This window comes from Streptomyces sp. OfavH-34-F (assembly GCF_022347745.1).
In the GTDB taxonomy this organism is placed as follows: domain Bacteria; phylum Actinomycetota; class Actinomycetes; order Streptomycetales; family Streptomycetaceae; genus Streptomyces.
Genome location: NZ_JAKRGC010000090.1, coordinates 1 through 21,654, shown reverse-complemented (window position 1 = coordinate 21,654; position 21,654 = coordinate 1). Strand labels below are relative to the sequence as shown.

Genomic DNA, 21,654 nt, shown 5'->3' with positions numbered 1-21,654 from the left:
AGCGGCCGTTACGAGCCGTGAGGTTCGCGACGTCGGTCAGCAGCGACTTGCGGCTGACCTGCGTTCCGGCGGTCGTGCTGCCGGGCGGGGGCTGAATTGCGCGGGCGATGACGGCCGTGTGCAGGTCCCAGTGGCGGTTTGCCGACCGGTTCCCCTGTGGCAGGGCCTCGGCCGAGCTGTTGACACCTGCGTCGCCGCACACCGCGAGTGCCTGCGCAATCCGTCGCCTACTGGCACGCTGGCAGGCGCGACGAGTCCCGGCCCCGGTATGCCGAAGAACGACTCGGCGCCCCTCGGCCGGCGGGCCGAACGGAAGAAGGCAGCGCACGCCCTGGTCCACGAGCTCCTCGCCCAAGGCCACTCCCGCCGGGCGATTGCCCGGCACCTGGGCTGGGGTCTCCACACCGTGCTCCGGTAAACGAACGCCACACGCTGGCAGGACACCATCCGCGAGAACCGGCCCCGGCCCAGCAGACTGGACCCTTACAAGCCCTACCCGGAGCGGCGATTCGCCGAAGGATGCACCAGCGTCACGCGACTGCACGGTGAACTCATTGCCGCCAACGCGCCCGTCACTTACCAGATGGTCCGCGCCCACATTGCGAGCCTCCGCGGGGCTCCGGCCGGCGCGGCCCCGCGGCCGCCGTCTGTGCGGCAGGTGACCGGCTGGCTCACCCGGCACCCCACGGCTCTGACCGAGGAAGACCGGGCCGGCCTGAAGGAGGTCCTGGCCCGCTGCCCCGAACTGGAGAAGGCTGCCGGACTCGTCCGCGACTTCGGCGAGATACTCACCGACCGCCTCGGCTCCACACTCCCCGCCTGGATCAACGCAGTCGATGCCAGCCAACTGCCCGGCCTCACCGGCTTCGCACTCCACCTGCTCCGAGACCTCGACGCCGTGACCGCCGGGCTCACTCTCGACTGGAGCTCCGGCAGCATCGAGGGCGCCGTCAACCGCATCAAGAAGATCAAGCGGCAGCTCTACGGCCGCGCTGGATTCGAACTACTCCGCAAGATGATCCTGCTCCAGTAGGACTCCAAGCCCTCCGATCCTTCGCCAAGGACCGAAATGACAGCGCCCTGGGAGGCCCGCTGGGGCGTGTCGGCACCGACAGACATAATGCCGCTGTGGACCTGAGACCGGAGTTGTTGCCCCCGCCCGTGAGTCGGCAGCAACTGAACGAGCTGTGCACTGAGGTTGAGCGGATCGCTGAGCTGCTAACCGTCCACCCAGAGGTGGCGGGCGGGGAGATCGAGGCGTTCAACGCGATGACCGGTCAGGACTACGTGGCTCTCGACTTTGCCGAATACGACGGCAGCAGGAGCCTGGAGGAGTTCGCGAGGGAGGCGGCCCGGCCGGCACGCCCCGTGATCGCGGACATCACCCGGGACGAGCTCGTTGAGATCGTCCGCAGACTCCTGACTGGCTCAGAGGAGAGCGACTATTATCTGCGTCTGCTGGAAGCAAACGTGTCGCATCCCCGGGTGAGTGACCTGGTCTTCCATCCCTCGGACATCCTTCAGGACCCGTCTCCCGAACAGATCGTCGATGAGGCTCTGAAGTACCGGCCGATCGCACTCTGAGTAAATCGAACTCGAACGTCACCCTCCGCGACCGCTCCCCAAGATCTGTGCCAGAGCCCCATTCCGTGGACAAAGCCATATGAGTCACTCGTCCCCGAAACGGCTACCGCGTGACCGGCCTCAAACTGGCGTGGCTGAACCAAACGGCCTCACGGCGAAACCCGACAGGCAGTCAGGGCGGCGAGGCCCCGACGGCGCCCCTGCTCGCGGTGCGGAGGGTCTGGCAGGCGCCGTGGGCGAGGAAGGAGGCTGAGCAGCCCAGCCCCCGCGAGGGGACGGGCTGCGTCTACGCGTCCGCCGGGACAGCGAGTTCGCGTTCCGCCTCCGAGCGGCGCGGATGGTTCTGCCGGGTGAGCCCGCGATGGGCGGCCTCCAGGGCCGTACGCGCTTCCGTCTTACGACCGAGGCGGCGCAGGGCGACGGCCAGGTCCAGCCGGGCCGGCTCGCTCCACGCGGTCATGTCGGCGGACTCGAACCCTTCGAGGGCTTGGCGGAGCAGCTGCTCGGCCCGTTCCCAGCGGTTCAGGGCGCTGTGGTCGAGGCCCAGGTGGTAAAGAGCGTGCACCCGGAACAGTCCGAGGACGTCCTCGGACTGGCCGGGAATCCCGGTCCGGCACAGCCGCGCGCTCTCCTCGTGGATGGCCAGGGCCTCCTCGGGCTGTCCCATGGTCCGCAGATGGGCGCCCATCGCGTTGAGCGTCGTCAGCTCCGCGAGCCGGCTCTGCGGCGCAGTGCTCTCCCGGTGGCAGGCCGCCGCGTCCTTCAGCCAGGCCACCGCCTCCCCGGCCCGCCCGAGGCGGTGCAGCGCGCCGGCCCCGTAGCCGTACGCCCAGCCGGCCTGGAGGAGGTCCCCGCTCCGGCGGGCGGCGGTCAGCGCCTCGCGGGCGGCGGCGAGACCGGCCGGGTAGTCGTGGACGCACAAGTTGCAGGACCAGGCGAGATAGTTGAGGTGCAGGGCCTCGTCGCGGGCGCTGCCGAGTGCCTGTGCGGCCGCTACCGAGCAGCGGAAGACGTCCGCCCACTGCTCCCAGTGCTGGGTGCGGTCGGAGAACCAGTGCATGGCCTCCACCGTGTCCAGCACCTCCTGATGGTCCCCGTTCCCGAGGGCCTGCCGCAGAGCCCCGGTCCACTGCGCCCGCTCCGACTCCAGCCAGCCGCGTGCCTCCCCGGCGTCACGCGGCGCAGTGGCGGGGCAGGGGTCACCGGTGGGAGGACGCTCGGCGTCGAAGTGCAGCGCCGCCGATCGGGCCCGCGCCAGTGTCCAGCGCACCGCGCGCTTTCGTACGCCCGCCAGTTCGGTGGGATCGTCCTCGGTCAGCCGCTCGGCGGCGAACAATCGCAGCAGATCGTGGAAGCGGTAGCGCTCGGCGGCCGGATCGGGCTGGAGCAACCCCCCGTCAGCCAGCTCCTCGGCCGTCCGCCGGGCCTGCCGCAGCGTGCACCCGGCCAGCAGGGCGGCGGTCTGCGGCGAGAAGTCCACCCCGTCGGCGAGCGTCGCCCGCCGCAGCAACCGGCGTGCTGTGGGAGCGAGTTGCTGGTACGAAAGTGCGAACGTCGCCCGGACCTCCAGGTCCCCGGCCCGCAGCGCGTCCAGGCGGCTCTCCTCGTCGGAGAGCTGGGAGACCAGCCGTGCGAGCCGTTCGCCCGGACGGGCGGCCAGCCGCTGCGCGGCGATCCGCACGGCGAGCGGCAACTGCCCGCACAGATCGCTCAGATCACGGGCCGCCTGCGGCTCCGCCGCGACCCGTGCGGCACCGATCGTCCGGCTCAGCAACGCCACCGACTCCTCGCGCCGCAGCACGTCGAGCGCGATCCGCCGCACCCCCACGAGCCCGGCCAGCGCGGAGCGACTGGTCACCAGCGTCAGCGCCCGCCCCGACGCCGGAAGCAACGGCCTGACCTGGGCCTCGTTTGCCGCGTTGTCCAGGACGAGCAGCATCCGCCGCTCCGCGACGGTGGCCTGGAAGAGCGTCGCGCGGCTTTCCCGCCCGTGCGGCACGGCGGACTCCCCGACGCCCAGTGCGCACAGCACCCGTCGCATCACCTCGTAGGGTTCTGCCGGATCCGGCTGTGTGCCCCGCAGATCGACGGCGAACCGCCCGTCCGGAAACCCTTCCGCCAGACCGTGCGCCGCCCGCACGGCGAACGCGGTCTTGCCCAGCCCCGGCTGCCCCGTCACCAGCACCACCGCCGGACCTGCCGCACCGGCGTCGTCCGCCACAGCCCGCAAGCACGCCAGCGCCTCCTCGCGCGCGGTGAAGTCCGGCAGGTCCGGCGGCAGCCGGAGCTCCGCAGACGCTGGGGGCGCTGCGGAGGCCGTGTGCGCTGTGGGTGCCGGGCGCGGCCGGGGCCGCCCGAGGGCCGCCGCCCGTTCCAGCGCCTCCGCGTCGGCGGCGTCGAGCGCCAGCGCCTCCACCAGCGCGGCGACCGTGTGACGCTGCGGGCCCCGGGTGCGTCCGCGCTCCAGATCCGCCAGCGCCCGCACGCTCACTCCCGCCCGCAGAGCCAGCGCCTCCTGGCTGAGGCCGGTGCGCGCCCGCAGAGTGCGCAGCAGCGGCCCGATGTCCGGGGTGTCCCCGGTGGGGTGGTTCATGCGGTGCTCTCCGGGGTGGGGCGTGTAGGGCGCGGCGTGCGGGCGGTCCGGCAGAAGAAGGGGCGGGTGTATTTTCGCCGGTAAGACTTCCTCGTCCCGGAGATGGTTCCAGTGGTGGAGTTCCTTGGGGCTCGCGCCCGCCGCACCGCGCCTGTAGCGGTCCCCGCCCCGTCCTCGTCCTCGTATACCTGCCTGGAGCTGGTCATGTCTGGAAAGCTCGCCCGTACGGTCCTGGTCGCCGCGCTCGCGCTGACGCCCGTCCTCGGAGCGACGTCCCCCGCGTCCGCCTACACGCTGCCCGACATCGGGCTCCCGCCCGCGGGCGACGACGGCCGGAGCCAGTCGCACAAGGACTGCGATGCGGCGTCGATCGTCGCGCCGGGACACGGAGGCGTCGGCGCCGGGCTGACCTCCTGCATTCTCGCCTCCCAGGAGGACCAGGCAAATACGAAGCGGACGCGCGGCCAGTTCGTCCAGGAGCTGCTCACGCTGATCGACACCGAGGTCGGCAACTGGTACAACGTCATGATTTTCGACATCAAGGGCAAGAACGTCCTGGGCAACGACTGGTTCGTGCACGACTACCAGGAGAACTTCAAGGACGTCGCCTTCACGATGGACGTCGACTGGGACGACCCGACGTCCCGCGAGGACCAGACCTTCCGCATCTGGGTGTTCTCCGGCGGCGGCACGTTCGTTAACCCGGGAGACGGCGGCTGGATCAACTGGGGCTTCTCCGGGAACTTCACCCGCAGGACCGAGGGCGGCAAGGGGTACGTGGACTTCTCCCCGACGTACGTTCCCGGCTCCCCGAGCGGTGCCGTCCCGATCACGAACAAGAGCCCGATGACCCCCGTGGGCCCGGACATTCCCCGGATTTACCCCGAGGGCGAGGAGACCCCCCAGCACCCCATCACCTACACCGCGACGGCGACCACGGCCCCGCCCACGATCGTCCCCGTCTACATCCACACCCAGCAGAGCCTCGCGGCCGTGCCGAACGCGGCGAAGTCCGGCGCGAAGATCGTGGCCGGGAAGTACGGCACTCCGGGCGCGCTCTGGACCGTGACGCCGCTGTCAAACGGCCGCTACCGGATCGACGACGGCATCAGCCTCTCCCTGACGACGAACACGACGACCTGGCAGGCCAACCTGGCGCCGTGGACGGGCAGCACCACGCAGCAGTGGGAGATCGTCCCCAATGGCTCGGGCACCTTCCAGATCCGCAACTCCAGCCAGGACTGCCTCACGTTCGACGAGGCGTACAAAACCCTGGGCGTCTGGACCTGCGAGGGCTCGAAGGCCCAGCAGTTCGGGATCGCCCAGTAGCCGGCGACCGCCGGCGGCAGGGGCGGACGTCGTGGCGCGCGTCGAGGCTCACCCGCGCCACGGTGACCGAGCCCGGACAGTTGCCGGTGCTCGCTCCTGCCGCGGTCAGTCGGTGGGCCCGTACCTGCCGAGAATGATGCGCACGAGTTCATCGGCGATCTCTTCCCTTGAGGCGTTCACCCAGCCGACGACCCAGTCGTGCATCAGACCGTTGATGGCACCGATGAGGGCCGCTGAGGCGAGACGGTAGTCGTCGGGCGGCGCCTCCCCGCGTTCCACGGCCTCGTCCGCCAGACGGTTCAACAACTCGATCCAGATGGCGCGCCGCCGCAGGCGCTGGTGGTTGATGCGAGGGCTGACGCCGACGATCTCGACGTAGGTGATACGGGCATGCCGCATATCCCCGGCAGCCCCTCCGAGGTAGGCGCGCGTGCAGGCGGTGACACGCTCCGCCAGCGGAAGCTCCTGGACCTGGGGCAGCACGTCGAGAACGGCGCTCTCGGCGATTTCGTTGACGTGCAGGTGGAGGTCGGCCAAGAGGTCCTCCAGGGTGCGGTACTCCTCATAGAACTGACGGGTCGACAGGCCGGCCGCTTTGCACAGATCTCCCAGCCTGGTGGCCCGGTACCCCGGCCCGGCGCCGAACAGGTCCAGACCCGCTGTGCGAAACCGCTCGCGCCGCTCCGCCCGCCGCTCGGCCGCGTTCCTGCCCCCGTACCGCCCCTCGGACGGGGTGATTCTTCCCGCCACTGCCACCCCTTCCCGCCTGCTCGTTCGCACAGTCCTGCCGCACAGGCCTTGCGCCGCATCCCCACTCCTCCCTACTATCCGGTAACTCAAGTCTGAATGAGGAGATGTTCAGACTTGAGGGGTGCGCATCACGCCCGCAAGGCGCGCGCACTCATCGGACGAGCCGTGAGCCGCAAACCCGTCGGCAAGGACTACCACGGTCTCCCCGGACCGAGACGCTTCGCGCTCGACCGCGGGGCGGACTCACCGCACAGTGCTCCAGTTTCCTGCCCACTCGGCACCTCACTTCCTGCAGAGGAGCGAAACATGAACACTGCACTACCCCCTGCCCCGCTCGGAACTCATCGGCGCGCCGGGAGCAGCCCTCGCACTGGCGGCCGACGGCTGTGGAGCATGGCCGCAGCGGCCCTGATGGCCGCAGGCACCCTGGTGCCCGCGAGCACGGCCCACGCCCAACCCGCCCTCCAGGAGGTGATGCTGGTCGGCAACAACTGGGAGGGCACCGCGGACGTCATCAAGTCCACCGGCGATTTCTCCAAGGTCGGTCGGATCAATCTGGTTCCCGACAAGAGCGAGCGACTGCGGGAGATCTACACCGACCCCATTCGGCTGATCTTTTTCCTGGGCATCCGGACGACTGCCGGCGAGGGCCACGACCAGTTCGTGGACGACATCTACACCACCCCCGACGGCTCGGCGATCGTGGTGTCACGCCCCAGCTTCGGCGATGTGGCCTCCATCGACACCACCACGGGGGAAGTCAAGTGGCGCTTCCGCGTCTCCGGTTACCGGGCCGACCACATGGCTGTCTCCCCCGACGGGTCGCGGGTGGCGGTGTCGGCTTCCACAGGAAACACCGTGCACGTGCTCGACATCGACACGGGGCGGCAGATCGGATCGTTCGCCACCGGCGACAAGCCTCACGAGAACGTCTTCACCCGTGACGGCAAGATATGGAACATGTCGATCGGCGAAGTCAACAACGACTTCGACGCGCCCTGGCAGGACTTCCTCAAGGGCGACCGCAAGATCACCGTGGCGGACGCCCAGACGCTCAAGGTGGTCAAGACCATCGACATGCGGGATCGGCTGAACGCCTTCCCCGGCGGCAAGGACTTCTCCGACTCGATCCGGCCGGTCGCGTTCACGCCCGACGAGTCCAAGATGTACTTCCAGGTCTCGTTCTTCAACGGCTTCTTCGAGTACGACGTCGCCGCCGACAAGATCACCGGAATGAAGACCCTGCCGAAGAACCCCGGCACCAGCGACGACCGCACCAGCTACGTCAACGACTCCCGCCACCACGGCATGTCCATGAACCCGGACGGTACCAAGCTCTGCATCGCCGGAACCATGGACAACTACGCCACCGTCGTCGACCGCGCCACGCTGCAGGAAGGCCCGCTGGTCACCGCCTCCAAGCCGTACTGGGCCACCGTGAGCGGCGACGGCGAAGCATGCATCATCTCCGAAAGCGGAGCGGACCAGGTCACCGCCATCAGCTTCGCCACCGGCCGGAAGATCGCATCCGTGCCCGTCGGTGACCATCCCCAGCGAGTGCGCCTCGCCCACCTCCCCACCGGCTGGACCGGCCCGACCGGCTGACGCCCCTCCGTCTCCTGGGCGTGCGGTTGCGTCCGCCCCACGCCCAGGAGACCGCAGGTCGGTGGTGCGCTCGCGCTCGACGGCTATTTCCATGCCGTCGAGGACAACCTCGCCTTCCCCATACCCGATGAGCCGGTCACCGGTGCCTTCGTCACCGCCCTGGTGGCCAACCTCCTCTCGGAGTCGCCCTCCGCCCGGCTCCTTTTTTTCATCTGCATGACGACCTCTTGCGAGAGCATGTCCTCGTCAATACAGTTCCCCGCGTAAAGTTGCCGCGTCACCGGTGGTCCGTTCGCGGCCCCTGCTGGGCGCCGCAGTGGAGAACTGATCGAAGGAGCTCTCGGTGGGATTCACGCGGCGCACGTTCTTGCAAGCGGCGACGGCGGCGGGGCTGACAGGAGTCATCGCGGGCGGGGAGGGCACGCTCGCGCATGCGGCGCCCGCGGTCAGCGGCCCGGGCGACGTGGTCGGCAAGGTGACCGTGGGGTATCAGGGCTGGTTCGCCTGCAAAGGCGACGGCGCCCCGATCGACGGTTGGTGGCACTGGGCGCGGAACTGGGGAGATACCCCCTCCCCGTCCAACCACGCCATCGTCGCCTGGCCCGACGTCCGTGAGTACCCGGTCACGTACCGGACCTCCTTCGGCAACCTCGGCAACGGGCAACCGGCCTCGTTGTTCTCGTCCTACGACCAGTCCACCGTCGACACCCACTTCCGGTGGATGAAGCAGTACGGCATCGACACCGCGGCCCTCCAGCGGTTCAACCCGACCGGCGGCGAAGGGCCGACGCGCGACGCGATGGCGAGCAAGGTACGCGCCGCGGCGGAGGCCGAGAGCGTCAAGTTCTACATCATGTACGACGTGTCCGACTGGACGTCCATGCAGACGGGCATCAAGGCCGACTGGACCGCCAAGATGCGTGCGCACACCGCTTCTTCGGCGTATGCCCGGCAGAACGGCAAGCCGGTGGTGTGCATCTGGGGCTTCGGCTTCAACGACGCCCAGCGGCCGTTCACCCCGGAGGCCTGCCTGGACGTGCTGAACTGGTTCAAGGCCCAGGGCTGCTACGTCATCGGCGGGGTTCCGACCTGGTGGCGGACGGGCGACCGGGACTCCCGGCCGGGCTTCAGCAGCGTCTACCACGCCTTCGACATGCTCTCGCCGTGGCTGGTCGGCCGGATCGGCAACGCCGGCGACGCCGACAACTTCTACAACGCCGCCACCGTGCCAGACCTCGCCGAGTGCACCGCGCACGGCATCGACTACCAGCCGTGCGTCCTGCCCGGCGGTGTCACCGAACGACAACGCGCCCACGGCGACTTCATGTGGCGGCAGTTCTACAACATGGGCCGGGCCGGGGTGCCCAGCGTCTACATCTCCATGTTCGACGAGTACAACGAGGGCAACCAGATCGCCAAGACCGCCGAGTCCCGGGACTGGGTGCCCACCGGGTCGGGCTTCCTCGCGCTCGACGAGGACGGCACCGCCTGCTCGTCCGACTACTACCTCCGGCTGACCGGCGACGGCGGCCGCATGCTCAAGGGCAGGCTCCCCGTCACCGCCACCCGGCCGACCCCGCCGCTCGTCGGCGGCAACGACAACCAGCCGCCGACCGCCCCCGGCGATCCGCGCGCCACCACCGTCACCGACACCACCGTCGAGCTGGCCTGGACCGCCGCGACGGACGACTCCGGTGTGACGGGGTACCGCGTACGCCGGATCACCGGTGACACGGCCACCCCGGTGGGCACCGCTCCGGGCAACACCACCACGTACACGGTGAGCGGCCTCTCCCCGTCGACCTCATACACCTTCGACGTCCAGGCGCTCGACTCCGCAGGCTCCGTGTCCGCGGCCTCGGCCCGGGTCACCGTCACCACGGCGGCCGGCGGCGGCACCCCCACCGGCGACCTGGCGCTGCACCGGCCGGTCTCGGAGAGCAGCCACACCCAGACGTACGGCGCGAGCAACGCCGTGGACGGCGATCCGGGCACGTACTGGGAGAGCGCCAACCACGCCTTCCCCCAGTGGCTCCAGGTCGACCTGGGCGCCACCACAGGTGTCCGTCGCGTCGTTCTCGCGCTGCCGCCGTCCACCAGCTGGGGCGCGCGCACGCAGACCGTCACCGTTCAGGGCAGCACCGACGGCAGCTCCTTCTCCGTGCTGCGGGGCAGCACGGACTGCTCCTTCGACCCGCTCACCGGGAACACCGCCACCCTGACCCTCCCCGCCTCCACGGCCACCCGCCATCTGCGGCTCGTCTTCACCTCCAACACGGGCTGGCCCGCAGGGCAGATCGCGCAGCTCCAGGTGTACGGCGCCTGACCCCTGCAGCGGTGTGACGGCCCCAGGACCCGGTCGGTCCCGGGGCCGTCACGCCGTGTCCGCCGCACGGACCCGATCGCCCGGCTGGCCCAGGACATGACGAACCGCCGGCCGAAACAGGCAGGGCCTCCTTCCGCTCCTTCGCCTCCGATGGTTCCCTTCGAGGCGGTTCATGGTGAAACGCGGCGGCGCCCACCGCCGGTTGCGGTGGGCGCCGGTGCTCACGCCGTGGGGCGGAGCGGGGTCAGCAGGGGTTGACGTTGATCTTGAAGGTGGACGTGGTGTTCCGGATGTCCTGGGCGTTGTCCCGCAGGCGCAGGCAGTTGAAGGTGGCCTCGCCGACGGCCGGTCCCTGGCCGGGTTCGGGCATCTCGTTGGCCCAGATGCCGATGCCCGACTTGGCGTCGAAGGCGTCGCCGGACTTGCGCGCACCGGTGATGGAGATGTCGGTGAAGACCGTGTCCTTCACCGGGTTCTCGGGCTGGGAGCCGGTGTACTTGGTCTGGAACATGATGCCGCTGTAGGTGGGGTCGACGATGTCCACGTGGCTGACGCGGATGCCCTGGAAGACCTTCGAGGCGGAGAAGATCCAGATGCCGGGGAAGGTCTGGCTGCCCCAGAAGTGGCCGCCGGCCCGGACGATCGAGATGTTCTCGAAGTTCGTCGGGATGGTCCCGAAGCCGTTCATCGGGTAGCCGAAGTCCAGCGACGAGATGGTGATGCCGGAGTAGACGAGCGTGTCGGCGATGTGGATGTTGCGGAAGACGTTGTTGTAGCCGCCGTAGACCGCCACGCCCGCCGCACGCCAGGTCAGGGTGGTGGTGAGGTTCTCGTAGACGTTGTTCTTCATGTCGGCGCCGCCGGCGTCGATGGCGGAGAACAGCGCGAAGCTGTCGTCACCGGTGGCCCGGGCGTCGTTGTTGACGACGTGGTTGTCCGTCGAGCCGTTGGTCATGTTGATGCCGTCGGCGAACATGTCGCGGATCCGCGAGTTCTTGATCGTGACACGGTCGGTGTTGGCGCCCCAGTAGAGGCAGACCATGTGTTCGTTCCAGACGTCGTCGATGACGATGTCGGCGACGTTCGAGAAGTCGAAGACCTTGCCCGGGCCGTCGATGCGGTTGACGTAGTTGCCGAAGTAGGCGAAGCCCTTGAAGAGCGAGCCGTTCGCCGTGGCCTCGGCACGGAAGCCGATGTCGGTGTTGTCCTGCGTGGTCGGCGCGTGGAACTTGGTGTACCACGGGCCGGCGCCGACGACCTTGACCGCCTTGCCGTAGACCTGGAACTTGCTCGAGGTCTGGTAGTCACCCGCCGGGAGGTAGACGCCGACGAGCTTCCCGGTGGTGTCCATGCGGACCTTGTCGAGGGCGTTCTGCACGTCCTGGTGCGTGAAGCCGGCCGGCACCGTGTAGGAGGCGGGGTCCGGGTTCGCGACCGGGGCGACCTGCTCCAGGTTCACGAAGTCGATCGCGTAGTGGGCCGCCGTGTTCGCCGAGTCCTTCTGGAGGCGGATCCTGCTGCCGGCGGGGATGGTCTCCCCGAACATCAGGTTGGCCTCGTCGTAGATGTGGCGCGGGGCACCGGAGCTCGGGTCGTTGCCGGGGCCGGCCTCGGCGCCGTACAGCCAGGCGTACTTCGAGGTGAGCGGCAGGGCCTTCTTGAACACCCCGTCGACGTAGACGTTGATCGTCGAGTTGATGCCGCCGCCGCCCGGGGCGTCCGGGATGGAGAAGCGGGTGACGAGGGTGTTGGTGGCGGCGCGGGTGGTGAACTCGACGTACTCACCGGTCGCGTCGAGGGTGACGGCCTTGCGGCCGGACGCCTCACCCGCGATGTCGCCGACGGTGCGGTTGGGGCCGACCACGGTGGCGCCGCCGCCGGCGGTGCCGTCCTCCGCCTCGTACATCGTGTACGGCATGTTCGCGCCGCGTCCGACGAACAGCGGCTGCGACTGCGTGTTGTTCTCGCGCTTGACGGGCAGTTCGTTCGCGTCGGCCGCGATGACCGTCCTGACGGTGTACGAGCCGTTGGCAGCCGTCCAGGTGCCGAGGCTCACGACGGCCGACGCCCCGGGGGCCAGTACGCCGCTCTGCGCGCCCGTCAGCTTCTTGACCACGTCGCCCTGCGCGTCGACCACCTCCAGGGTGACCGCGCGGTCGCCGGCCGCGGTCGGCTCCGTGCCCTGGTTCTTCACCGCGACCTTGAAGGTGACGGCGTCGCCGGCGGTCGGGCTCGACGGGCTGGTCGTCACCGATGTGGCGAGCAGGTCGGAGCTGGCGACCGGCTTGACCACGAGCGCGGTGGGCCAGGTGTAGGTGTTGTTGGTCTCGTTCTGCTCCAGGACGTTGCCCGCCTCGTCCGCGACCGCGCTGAGGTCGTACGAGCCCGCAGCGCGCGCGCCGATGGAGACGGGGACGGTGGCCTGGGCTCCGGCGTCGAGGGCCGGGACCTGTCCGGTCGCGACCTTGGTGCCGCCGAGCCGGACGGCGAGTTTGCTGGCGGCCGCCGCGGCGGTGCCCTCGTTGCGCACGACGGCGGAGACGGTGATCTCGTCGTCCTCCTCGGGCGCGGCGGGCGTCGTGGTGAGGCCGGTGACGGTGAGGTCGGGGTTGGGCGCGGGCACGCCGATCGCCTGGAGTTCCGCGATCTGGCCGCCGGGGGCACCGGTGTTGGCGGTGAACCTGAGCTGGACGTCTGCGAGCCGTGCGGTCAGCGGGATGGTGACCGTGTTGCGGCTCGCGGGGTCGAAGGAGTAGCTCTTCGCCGCAATCCTGCTGGTGAAACCGGTGGCGCTCTGTTCGCGGCCGAGGACCTCGATGGTCTGGTTGCGGGCCTGCCACGCCTGGGCCGGGTTGAGCTTCAGCACGAGCCTGTCGAGGTCGGCGTTGGCGCCCAGCTTGACGGTGAGGGTCTGGGGGTAGGTGCCGCCCCCGCCCTCCCAGTAGGTGGCGGTGTCGTTGTCGTTGGCGTTGCCCGGCGCGAAGCCGCCCGTGGTCGAGGACGCCTCGATCGGCTTGCCGACGGACAGGTTGGATCCGGTGCCGCCGCTGCCGTTCCGCGTGACGCTGTTGGAGGCGACGGAGGTGTTGCCCGCCGCGTCCTTGGCGACCACGTGGTAGGTGACGGTGGCGCTCGCCGGCTGTGTGTCGGTGTAGGTGGTGACGCCGCCCGCGACGCTGCCGCGCAGGACGTTGTTCGCGTAGATGTCGTAGGCGGTGACGCCCCGGTTGTCGGTGGCGGCGGTCCAGGTGAGCTTCACCTGGCTGCTCGCGGGCTCGGTGAAGGCGAGGTTCGCGGGGGCGGTGGGGGCCTGGGTGTCTCCGCCATCGCCGGTGCGGGTGACGGTGTTGCTGTCGCCGGACTGGTTGCCGGCCGCGTCCTTGGCCCGGACCCGGTAGGAGACCGTCTGGTCGGCCGGCCGGGTGTCGGTGAAGGTGGTGACGTCGCCCGCGACGGAGGTCAGCAGGACGTCATTGGCGTAGATGTCGTAGCCGGACACCCCCACGTTGTCGGTGGAGGGTTTCCAGGTGAGCTTGATCTGCCCGGTGGCCGGCTGGGTGTAGGCGAGGTTCGCGGGGGCGGACGGCGCCTGGGTGTCGCCCGTGTCCGGGCCGTACACCTCCAGCTCGGATATCTGGGCGGCGGGCTGGACGGTGTTCGCGGTCACCAGGACCCGTACGTACCGGGTGGTGGTGGAGTCCAGGCTGATCGTCGCGGTGTTGTCGTTGCCCGCGTCGAAGGCGTACGCCTTGGAGGCCGACAGGTCGGTGAAGGCGGTGCCGTCCCTGCTGCCCTGGATCTTCAGGGTCTGGCTGCGGGCGGCCCAGCCGGCGGGCAGCTTGAGGACGACGCGGTTGACGGCGACGGAGGCGCCGAGGTCGGCCTGGAGCCACTGGGGCAGGGTGTTGTTGCCGCTCTCCCAGTAGCTGGCCCGGTTGCCGTCGTTGGCGTTGGGCGCGGCGTACACCTCGGTGTGGCTGCTCGCGGTGAGTGTCTTGCCGGCGGCGAGGTTCGCGGAGGAGCCTTCGGCCGCGTGCACCTCCAGCTCGGAGAGCTGGGCGGCCTGCCAGCCGGTGTTGGCGGTGACGTTGACCCGGACGAAGCGGGTCAGGGTGGCGGGGAAGGCGACGGTGACGGTGTTTGCCGCACCGGGGCTGAAGGTGTAGGTGGCGGAGGCCTTCAGGGTGGTGAAGCTGGTGCCGTCGGCGCTGCCCTGGAGGGAGAGGGTCTGGTTGCGGGTCTCCCAGCCGGCGGGCAGCTTCAGGACCACCTCGTCGGTGCGGGTGGTGGTGCCGAGGTCGACCTGCACCCACTGGGGCAGGGAGTCGCCGGCGCTCTCCCAGTACGTTCCCTGGTTGCCGTCGGTGATGTTGCCGGCGCCGTAGCCGGACTGGGCGCTGCCGGCCTGCGCGGCGTCGCCGAGCGCGATGTTGGGTCCTCCGGCGGCGTGGGCGGCCATCAGGGGGCTGCCCAGGGCCAGCAGGCTCGTCGCGATCGCGGCGCTCAGGCACCGTGATCGCCAGGTGGGGGTTCTCATCGTTCCTCGCTTCGTGGGAGGGGGTGGTGGGGACGCCCGGTCGTGGAGCCGGGCGTCCCCACCTGTGTCGGGGCGTCAGCCCTGGTTGAGGACGAACTGGGTGCCGGGCTGCGAGCAGACGTCGCCCTTGGCCGAGTTCGTGACGGTGACGTTCGTCAGCGTGGCGCTGCCGCGCGCACCGCTCATCGCGAGGATTCCGCAGCCGCCCAGCGACTTGTCGATGCGCACGTTCGTGACCTTGACGTCCGGCATGGCGCCGCCGCCGGTCTTGAACTGGATGCCGTCGTAGGTCGATTCATGGATCTCGGTGTCCCGGATGGTGACGCCGGGGATGGACGGCCCCTGGGCGAAGAGGGTGATCGCGCCGAACTCCTGGTCCTCGTTCCAGAACGCTCCGCCGGTGCGGTACAGGGCGTTGTTGGCGATCAGGGTCTGCCCGGAGAAGGGGATCGGGTCGTGGTCGGTGGCGAGCATGATGCCGGGGTAGTTCATGGTGTCGGAGATGACGTTGTTCTCGATGGTGTTGCCGTAACCGCCGTAGACGGCGATGCCGTTGGCCCGCCAAGGGAGCTGGACGGTGTTGTTGCGGAAGTGGTTGTCGTGGCCGACGTCGACCGAGGTGTCCTTGACGTACTTGCTGGCCCAGACGGCGAGGGCGTCGTCGCCGGTGTTGCGGAAGGACGAGTTGTAGACGGTGGAGTTGCGGGTGCCGTTGGCGAAGTTGATGCCGTCGGCGTAGGTGTTGCGGATCCGCATGCCGCTGAACTCCAGGCCGTCGCCCGGCCCCCACAGCTCGGGGATGTTGGAGTAGTCGCGGCCGGCCCAGACGCCGACGTTGGCGTGCTCGATCCAGACGTTGCTGATCTTCGTGTCCTCGCCGAAGCGTCCGTTGAGGCCGACACCGCCCTCGGCGTTGCCGTCGCCGCCCCGGATGGTGCCGGAGCCGAAGATGGCGAGGTCCGAGATCTTGGTGTTGTCGTCGATGTCGAAGCCGAAGTTGCCCTCGTGCGGGTGGTTGATTCCGTTCGCGAGGTGGGGCGGGGTCAGCGTGTAGAGCTGGGAGTGCCACATGCCGGCGCCGCGGATGGTGACGTCACGGATGCCGACCTGGTTGTAGGCGCCGCGGTTCAGCGGGTCGTCGGTGAGGATCTTCTGCTCCTGGCGCCACTGGCCCGCCGGGATCCAGACGCAGCCGATCTCACCCTTCTGGTCCGCGGTGACGGCGCGCTGGAGGGCGTCGGTGTCGTCGATGCCGTCGTTGGGCACGGCCCCGTACTGGGTGATCGAGACGCACTCCGCGGGCTTCGCAGCCGGCGGGGCGACCTGCTCCAGGTCGATGAGGTCGACGATGTAGAAGGCGGCGCTGTCACCGGCGTCGCGCTGGAGGCGGAACTTGGTGCCGGCCGGGTAGGACTGGGTCAGCAGGGCGTTGGACTCGTCGAAGAGGCGCCGCGCGTCGGTGCCCGGGGTGTTGGTGAGGCCCTCCGGCTGGTCGGTGTTGCCGTACAGCCAGCTGTGCTTGGAGGAGAGCGTGAGCTTGCGCACGAACTGCCCGTCCGCGTAGAGGCTGAGCGTGGCCTCCTGGCCACCGCCGCCCGGGGCGTCCGGAATCGAGTTGCGCACGACGATGGAGTTGGCGGCGTTCGTGGAAGTGAACTCCACGTAGTCGCCCTGGGTGTTGAGGCGCACCGACTCGCGGCCCGAGGACTCTGTGGCGAAGTTGGTGTGGCCGAATGGGCGGGTGGAGTCGGTCTGGAGGAGCGTGCCGCGGTAGGCGGCGTCCTCGGCCTCGTACTCGGTGTACGGGACGGCGGCGCCGCGCCCGACGACCATGGAGCGGGAGAAGACGTTGTTGTTCTCGTTCGTCTCCGTGACGGTGGCGGTGGCGTCGGCGGTCGCGGTCAGCGTGACGCCGCCGGCGGTGGCCTTCCAGGTGCCGGTCACCGCGACGTCGGCCGTGCCCCCGGCGGCGATGGTCGGAGTCGTACCGTTCAGGGTGGTGGAACCGGCCGTGAGCCGCGTGACGCTGCCGGCCGGTACGGCGGAGGTGCCGCGGTTCTTGACCGCGACGGTGAAGGAGACCGGCGCACCGACCGCGGGGGTGCCAGGGTTCGAGGTGATGCCGGTGACCGTCAGGTCGGGCCCCGGGGCCTGGGTGACGTTCAGCTTGGTCGTCGCGTTACGGCTGTTGTTGCCGTTGTCGAGCTCGGGCACCGTGTCGGTCGGGTCGACGGCCGCCGAGATCGTGTAGGCGCCCATCGGTCGCTTGCCGATGGGGACGTTCACGATGGTCGACTGGCCGACGGCGAGCGCGGGGACCGCAGCGGAGCCCGCGACGGTGCCCTCGGCGCTGACGTTCACCGTCGTCGCCGGGGCCGCCGCGGTGCCGGCGTTGCGGACCGTGACCTTGGCGGTCACATCGTCGGCCTCGGAGGGGGTGGCCGGCTCCCAGGTCAGCTCGTTGACGACGAAGTCCGCGGCCGGGGCGGACGTGCCGATCACCTGGATCTCCGCGACCTGCGCGCCGGGGGCGCCGTCGTTGGAGAAGCCGGTCAGGCGGAGGTCAGAGACCCGGCCGGTCACCGGAATGGTGACCGTGTTATGGCCCGAGGCCGGGTTGAAAGCGTAGTCGGCGCGCGCCTTCAGGGTGGTGAAGCCCGAGGCGTCGGAGGCCCGGCCGAGCACCTCGAAGGACTGGGTGCGCGGGCCCCAGGCCGAGTCCGGGTTCAGCTTGACGACGACGCCGGCGACATCCGCGTCGGCGCCCAGCTTGACGGTGAGCGAGGCGGGGAAGCCGGCGGACTCCCAATAGGTCGACGTGCTGTCGTCGTTGGCGTTGCCGGCCGCGTAGTTCTGGGTGGTCGAGGTGGCTTCGATGGGCTTGTTCCGGGCCAGGTTGGTGCCGGTGACCGGGGGCGGGTCGCCCGGGTCCTCGCCTCCGCCGGTCTCGCCGTAGACCTCCAGCTCGGAGAGCTGGGCGGCGTTCCAGCCGGAGTTGTTCCCCACCTGGACACGGACGAACCGGGCGGTGGCCGTCGGCAGGTCGATGTTCACCGTGTTGGCAGCGGAGGGGTTGAACGCCCGCGCCTGGGCGGCGGTGAGGGTGCTGAACGCTGTGCCGTCGGCGCTGCCGAGGACGGTGAGGGACTGACTGCGCGCCTCCCAGCCGGTGGGCAGCTTGAGCGCGAGGCGGTCGAGGTTCACCTGGGTGCCCAGGTCGACCTGCACCCACTGCGGGAACGAGCCCAACGGGCCTTCCCAGTAGGTCTGTTGACTTCCGTCGGTGACGTTGGACGCTGGGTAGCCGCCGTTGGCGCCGCCGGCCTTCGCGGCTCGGCCGAGCGCGAGGTTGGTGTCCGCCGCGGCGTACGCGGGGACGGGGAGCAGTCCTACGGAGATCAGGCCCGCTGTCAGCAGACCGACCCCCAACAGTCTGCTCGGGTGTGTGCCTCTCATGGTGACCTCTCCGCGATGCGGGCCGGCTTTGTGACCTGTCCCCTGCCCGTGGAGCACTCACCGACGGACGCACAGGGAAGCTCGAGGAGCCCGGCAGGATCACGCGCCAAGAGCCCAACATGGCTCTGACAAGGATCGGATGACAGTCAGCTGGTTTCTTGAGTTGCTCTGTGGCACTTTTACGCTGTCAGCCCGCAAGGTTTCTACCAGCTGACGACTTTGTCAACGGCTCCCGTTCGATCTCCAGCAGGAGACGGTGCCGAAAATGCCAACGGCACCGATGTCGACGCCGCCAGGGGCGGGGACACCGGTGCCGTTGGGCAGGAATCATTCAGTTGTCGGACGGCGAGGCCCGGAAACCCTTCGGGGATCGGGGCTCCGGACCGGAGGCTCAGGCAGCGGGCGGCGGAGCCGTGGAGCCGCGGACCACGAGCTCGGGCTCGAAGAGCAGTTCCCCCGAGTGCCGCTGAGTCCCCTGGACCTGCATGATCAAAAGGTCCACCGCGGCGCGCCCCATGGCCTCGATGGGCTGCCGCACCGTCGACAGCGGCGGTTCCGTGCACATCATGAACGCGGAGTCGTCGAAGCCCACGACCGACACGTCGGCGGGAACCGACAGGCCGCGCCGCCTGGCAGCTCTGATCGCACCCAGCGCCAGGGGGTCACTGCCGCAGACGATGCCGGTGATCCCCCGGTCCAGCAGCCGCGCAGCAGCGGCCTGACCGCCCTCCAGGGAGAAGATCGACCGCTCCACGAAAGTGTCGTTCCACTCCATGCCGACTGCCGCGGCGGCCACATGGGCGGCTTCCAGCTTGCGGCGGGAGGGAACGTGGTCCTCGGGGCCGAGCACGAGCCCGATCCGCTCGTGTCCCAGCGAGGCGAGGTGGCGCCACGCCTGCTCGATGGCGACGGCGTCGTCGCAGGACACGCAGGGGAAGTCGAGCCCTTCGATGGATGCGTTGATCAGGACGACCGGGATGTTGCGCTCGGCAAGCCGGTAGTAGTGGTCGTGCGGGGCGTCGGCCTGCGCGAAGAGTCCGCCGGCGAAGACGACGCCGGAGACGTGCTGCTGGAGCAGGAGTTCCACGTAGTCGGCCTCGGAGACGCCACCCTTGGTCTGCGTGCAGAGGACCGGGGTGAGTCCCTGCTGGGCGAGCGCGCCACCGATGACCTCGGCGAACGCCGGGAAGATGGGGTTCTGGAGTTCGGGGAGGACCAGGCCGACGAGCCTGGCCCTCTCTCCGCGCAACTGCGTCGGCCGTTCGTAGCCGAGCACGTCGAGTGCCGTCAGCACGGACTGTCGGGTCGTCTCGGAGACCCCGGACTTACCGTTGAGGACACGGCTCACCGTGGCCTCACTGACCCCCACCTTCTTCGCCACCTCAGCAAGTCTTCGCGTCATAAGCGCAACTATAGCGCAAGTAATGCAAGCGAATTTCGCTGTCTTGCCAACCCCGGGCAATCTTTCTGACGCAAGTGATTCGGAAGGTGTACTGCTCGCCGGCTCAGCAGAGGCGACGTTCGCGTCAGGGCCAGGGGGTGGGAGCCGGCGGTGCGACGACCGGCGGGCGGTCGTCGCACGTCAGGGTGTTCGGCAGCAGCCAGGGGGCGAGCCAGCCGCCGTCGTTGCCGCCCCGGTCGATCAGCGCGAACTCGGATCCGGTGGCGGGGAAGTTGAAGGAGCCGCAGTTGTTGACTCCGACGGCCCCGATGTTGCGGGCGTCGACGTTCTCGAAGGTGGCGGAACCCTTCGTCCGGGCGCTGAGGACGGAGTTACCGGCGCCGTCGACGCGGATGTCCTTGAAGTGGACGGCCGGAATGCCGTACCGATCCTTCACACCGTACTCGCTGACGAGCATGATCGCGTTGTGGGTGGAGTCGAGGTAGTGGTCCCCGGTGACCCGCACATCGGCGTCGACGGAGCCGTCGAGGGCGTAGAACCAGAGGGCGCCGAGACCGATCTTCCAGTTGAGGTCGAGGGTGCCGGCGCGGACGGTGGTGTTGTCGGTGAAGCGGAGGGTGCCGGTGAAGGGTTCGGCGCCGAAGCGGGCGCCGGCGTGCAGGGCGCTGCCCTCGCGGACCGGGTCGGCGACGAGGTTGCCGCTGACGGTGTTGTCCTCGCCGCCGTAGATCGCGATGCCGTTGGCGAGGGTGGGCGACTGGACGGTGTTGCGGGTGACGGTGTTGCGGGCGTCCGCGGTCGTGTCCGACCAGAGGGCGATGCCGTCGTCGCCGGTGTTGCGGACGAAATTGTTCCGGACGAGTGAGTCGGTGACGCCGGTGTGGAAGTTGAGGGCGTCGGCGATCTGGTCGGTGATGATGTTGCGGGTGACCCGGATGTTCCGCATGGGGCCGTCGAACCAGAGGCCGGCCTTGGTGTGGTGCAGGTGGAGACCGTCGATGGTGGAGTTGCTCATGGCGCCTCCGATGGCGTTGACCTGGTCGGTGTCGATCCGTTCGCTGACGTCGCCCTCGATGGCGAAGCCCGACAGGTGCACGTTCTGGCTGCCGCCCTCGGCGGCGGGTCTCCCGTAGAGGCCGACGCCGGTGTGCCGGGAGCCGTCGCGGGCGGGCTCGTCGAGGGCGACCTGGCGGCCCTTGAGGACGGTGTGCCAGTTGCCCGCACCGACGATCGTGACGTCGTCGACCTCGATGTGCCGGTCGACGCGGAAGGTGCCCGGCGGCAGGTAGACGGGCCGGTCGAGGCGGCGGGCCAGCGCGATGGCCCGCTCGATCGCGGGTGCGGCGTCCCGGCGGCCGGTTGGGTCGGCGCCCAGGAGCCGTATGTCGACCCCGCCGCGCTCGACGTGCGGCGGGGCGACGAGCTCGGTGTCGAGCAGGTCGATCACGGTCCAGGCGGCGGGGCTGCCGGCCGGCACCGTGAGCCGTACCTTCTCCCCCACCCGGAAGGTCGTGCCGAGGCGCAGGCGCTGCTCGTCGTAGAAGTGGGTGGGGCGGAAGGGCTTGTCGAAGGTGGGGGCCGGCGTGGTGGCGGCCGGGACGCAGGCGCACTCGGTGAGCCACCAGTCGGGGTGGAGCAGGTCGGCGACGGGGTCGTTGGTGAAGGGGTACTGGTTGTAGAGCCAGGAGTACTGCGAGGTCAGGGTCATCGTCCTGCGGTGGCGGCCGTCGACGGTGACGTCGAGGGGCGCGGTGATGCCGCCGCCCCCGGCCGCGTCCGGGATGCTGTAGCGCACGGTGAGCGCGTTGGCCGCGCGAGGCAGGGTGAACTCGACGTACTGGCCGGGGACGAGCCGGACCGCCTTCCGGCCGGACGCCTCCGAGGGGAGGGTGTACGGGGTGCGGTCCGGGCCGATGACGGTGCCAGTGGTGCGGGCGTTCTCGGCCTCCTGCTCGTCGAAGGCGACGGTGGCGCCCCGGCCGGCCACGAGCGCCGGGTCGAGGCCGGCGCGGGTGACGGCGGGGGCCGGGGGGCGGGGGGCGGGTGGGGGGGGTCCGGGCGGCGTTCTGAGC

General features: G+C 69.8%; 11 protein-coding genes and 1 pseudogene. 5 read left to right on the top strand and 7 right to left on the bottom strand.

The genetic code is table 11. The annotated features are described in order from the left end of the window. A pseudogene (locus tag MHW47_RS15905) lies at positions 1 to 355 on the bottom strand (hypothetical protein); the annotation flags it as partial. A 303-nt stretch (positions 356 to 658) separates the two neighbouring features. Here MHW47_RS15905 and MHW47_RS15900 point away from each other — a divergent pair. Next, positions 659 to 1,033 carry a transposase gene (locus MHW47_RS15900; RefSeq protein WP_239223861.1) on the top strand — a complete coding sequence of 125 codons (375 nt, stop codon included), beginning with the start codon at positions 659 to 661 and terminating at the stop codon, positions 1,031 to 1,033. Between the two features lie 95 nt (positions 1,034 to 1,128). Then, the gene (locus tag MHW47_RS15895) at positions 1,129 to 1,584 is read left to right on the top strand and encodes a bacteriocin immunity protein (RefSeq protein WP_239223859.1); all 456 of its coding nucleotides are present in this window, start codon (positions 1,129 to 1,131) and stop codon (positions 1,582 to 1,584) included. Between the two features lie 286 nt (positions 1,585 to 1,870). On the opposite strand, the gene MHW47_RS15890 is transcribed toward MHW47_RS15895, so the two are convergent. Then, complete coding sequence (locus MHW47_RS15890; protein WP_275449247.1) at positions 1,871 to 4,177, bottom strand: tetratricopeptide repeat protein; 2,307 nt, start codon at positions 4,175 to 4,177, stop codon at positions 1,871 to 1,873. Positions 4,178 to 4,381: 204 nt separating this feature from the next. Here MHW47_RS15890 and MHW47_RS35730 point away from each other — a divergent pair, with 204 nt between their 5' ends. Continuing rightward, positions 4,382 to 5,506 carry an RICIN domain-containing protein gene (locus MHW47_RS35730; RefSeq protein ID WP_275449246.1) on the top strand — a complete coding sequence of 375 codons (1,125 nt, stop codon included), beginning with the start codon at positions 4,382 to 4,384 and terminating at the stop codon, positions 5,504 to 5,506. A gap of 105 nt (positions 5,507 to 5,611) precedes the next feature. On the opposite strand, the gene MHW47_RS15870 is transcribed toward MHW47_RS35730, so the two are convergent. After that, positions 5,612 to 6,256: a TetR/AcrR family transcriptional regulator gene (locus tag MHW47_RS15870; protein ID WP_239223857.1), complete on the bottom strand. Its 645-nt coding sequence runs from the start codon at positions 6,254 to 6,256 to the stop codon at positions 5,612 to 5,614. A 393-nt stretch (positions 6,257 to 6,649) separates the two neighbouring features. On the opposite strand from MHW47_RS15870, the gene MHW47_RS15865 reads away from it, so the two are divergent. After that, the gene (locus MHW47_RS15865) at positions 6,650 to 7,861 is read left to right on the top strand and encodes a YncE family protein (protein ID WP_374230098.1); all 1,212 of its coding nucleotides are present in this window, start codon (positions 6,650 to 6,652) and stop codon (positions 7,859 to 7,861) included. A gap of 343 nt (positions 7,862 to 8,204) precedes the next feature. After that, positions 8,205 to 10,187 carry a discoidin domain-containing protein gene (locus MHW47_RS15860; RefSeq protein WP_239223856.1) on the top strand — a complete coding sequence of 661 codons (1,983 nt, stop codon included), beginning with the start codon at positions 8,205 to 8,207 and terminating at the stop codon, positions 10,185 to 10,187. Between the two features lie 244 nt (positions 10,188 to 10,431). Here MHW47_RS15860 and MHW47_RS15855 read toward each other — a convergent pair whose 3' ends face one another. From MHW47_RS15855 to MHW47_RS15840, 4 genes are all read right to left on the bottom strand, one after another. Next, a complete protein-coding gene (locus tag MHW47_RS15855) occupies positions 10,432 to 14,724 on the bottom strand; it encodes a discoidin domain-containing protein (protein ID WP_239223855.1) in 4,293 nt (1,430 codons plus the stop codon). 75 nt (positions 14,725 to 14,799) lie between these two features. Continuing rightward, positions 14,800 to 18,180: a CARDB domain-containing protein gene (locus MHW47_RS15850; protein WP_239223854.1), complete on the bottom strand. Its 3,381-nt coding sequence runs from the start codon at positions 18,178 to 18,180 to the stop codon at positions 14,800 to 14,802. A 391-nt stretch (positions 18,181 to 18,571) separates the two neighbouring features. Beyond that, positions 18,572 to 19,582: a LacI family DNA-binding transcriptional regulator gene (locus MHW47_RS15845; protein WP_239223853.1), complete on the bottom strand. Its 1,011-nt coding sequence runs from the start codon at positions 19,580 to 19,582 to the stop codon at positions 18,572 to 18,574. Positions 19,583 to 19,706: 124 nt separating this feature from the next. After that, the coding region (locus MHW47_RS15840; protein ID WP_239223852.1) for a glycosyl hydrolase family 28-related protein at positions 19,707 to 21,654 on the bottom strand (1,948 nt) is incomplete at its 5' end.

Excerpts from the sequence above, each read along its gene's own strand:
- MHW47_RS35730 (WP_275449246.1), top strand. The coding sequence starts at position 4,382 with ATGTCTGGAAAGCTCGCCCGTACGGTCCTGGTCGCCGCGCTCGCGCTG.
- MHW47_RS15855 (WP_239223855.1), bottom strand. The coding sequence starts at position 14,724 with ATGAGAACCCCCACCTGGCGATCACGGTGCCTGAGCGCCGCGATCGCG.
- MHW47_RS15890 (WP_275449247.1), bottom strand. The coding sequence starts at position 4,177 with ATGAACCACCCCACCGGGGACACCCCGGACATCGGGCCGCTGCTGCGC.
- MHW47_RS15850 (WP_239223854.1), bottom strand. The coding sequence starts at position 18,180 with ATGAGAGGCACACACCCGAGCAGACTGTTGGGGGTCGGTCTGCTGACA.
- MHW47_RS15865 (WP_374230098.1), top strand. The coding sequence starts at position 6,650 with ATGGCCGCAGCGGCCCTGATGGCCGCAGGCACCCTGGTGCCCGCGAGC.
- MHW47_RS15845 (WP_239223853.1), bottom strand. The coding sequence starts at position 19,582 with ATGACGCGAAGACTTGCTGAGGTGGCGAAGAAGGTGGGGGTCAGTGAG.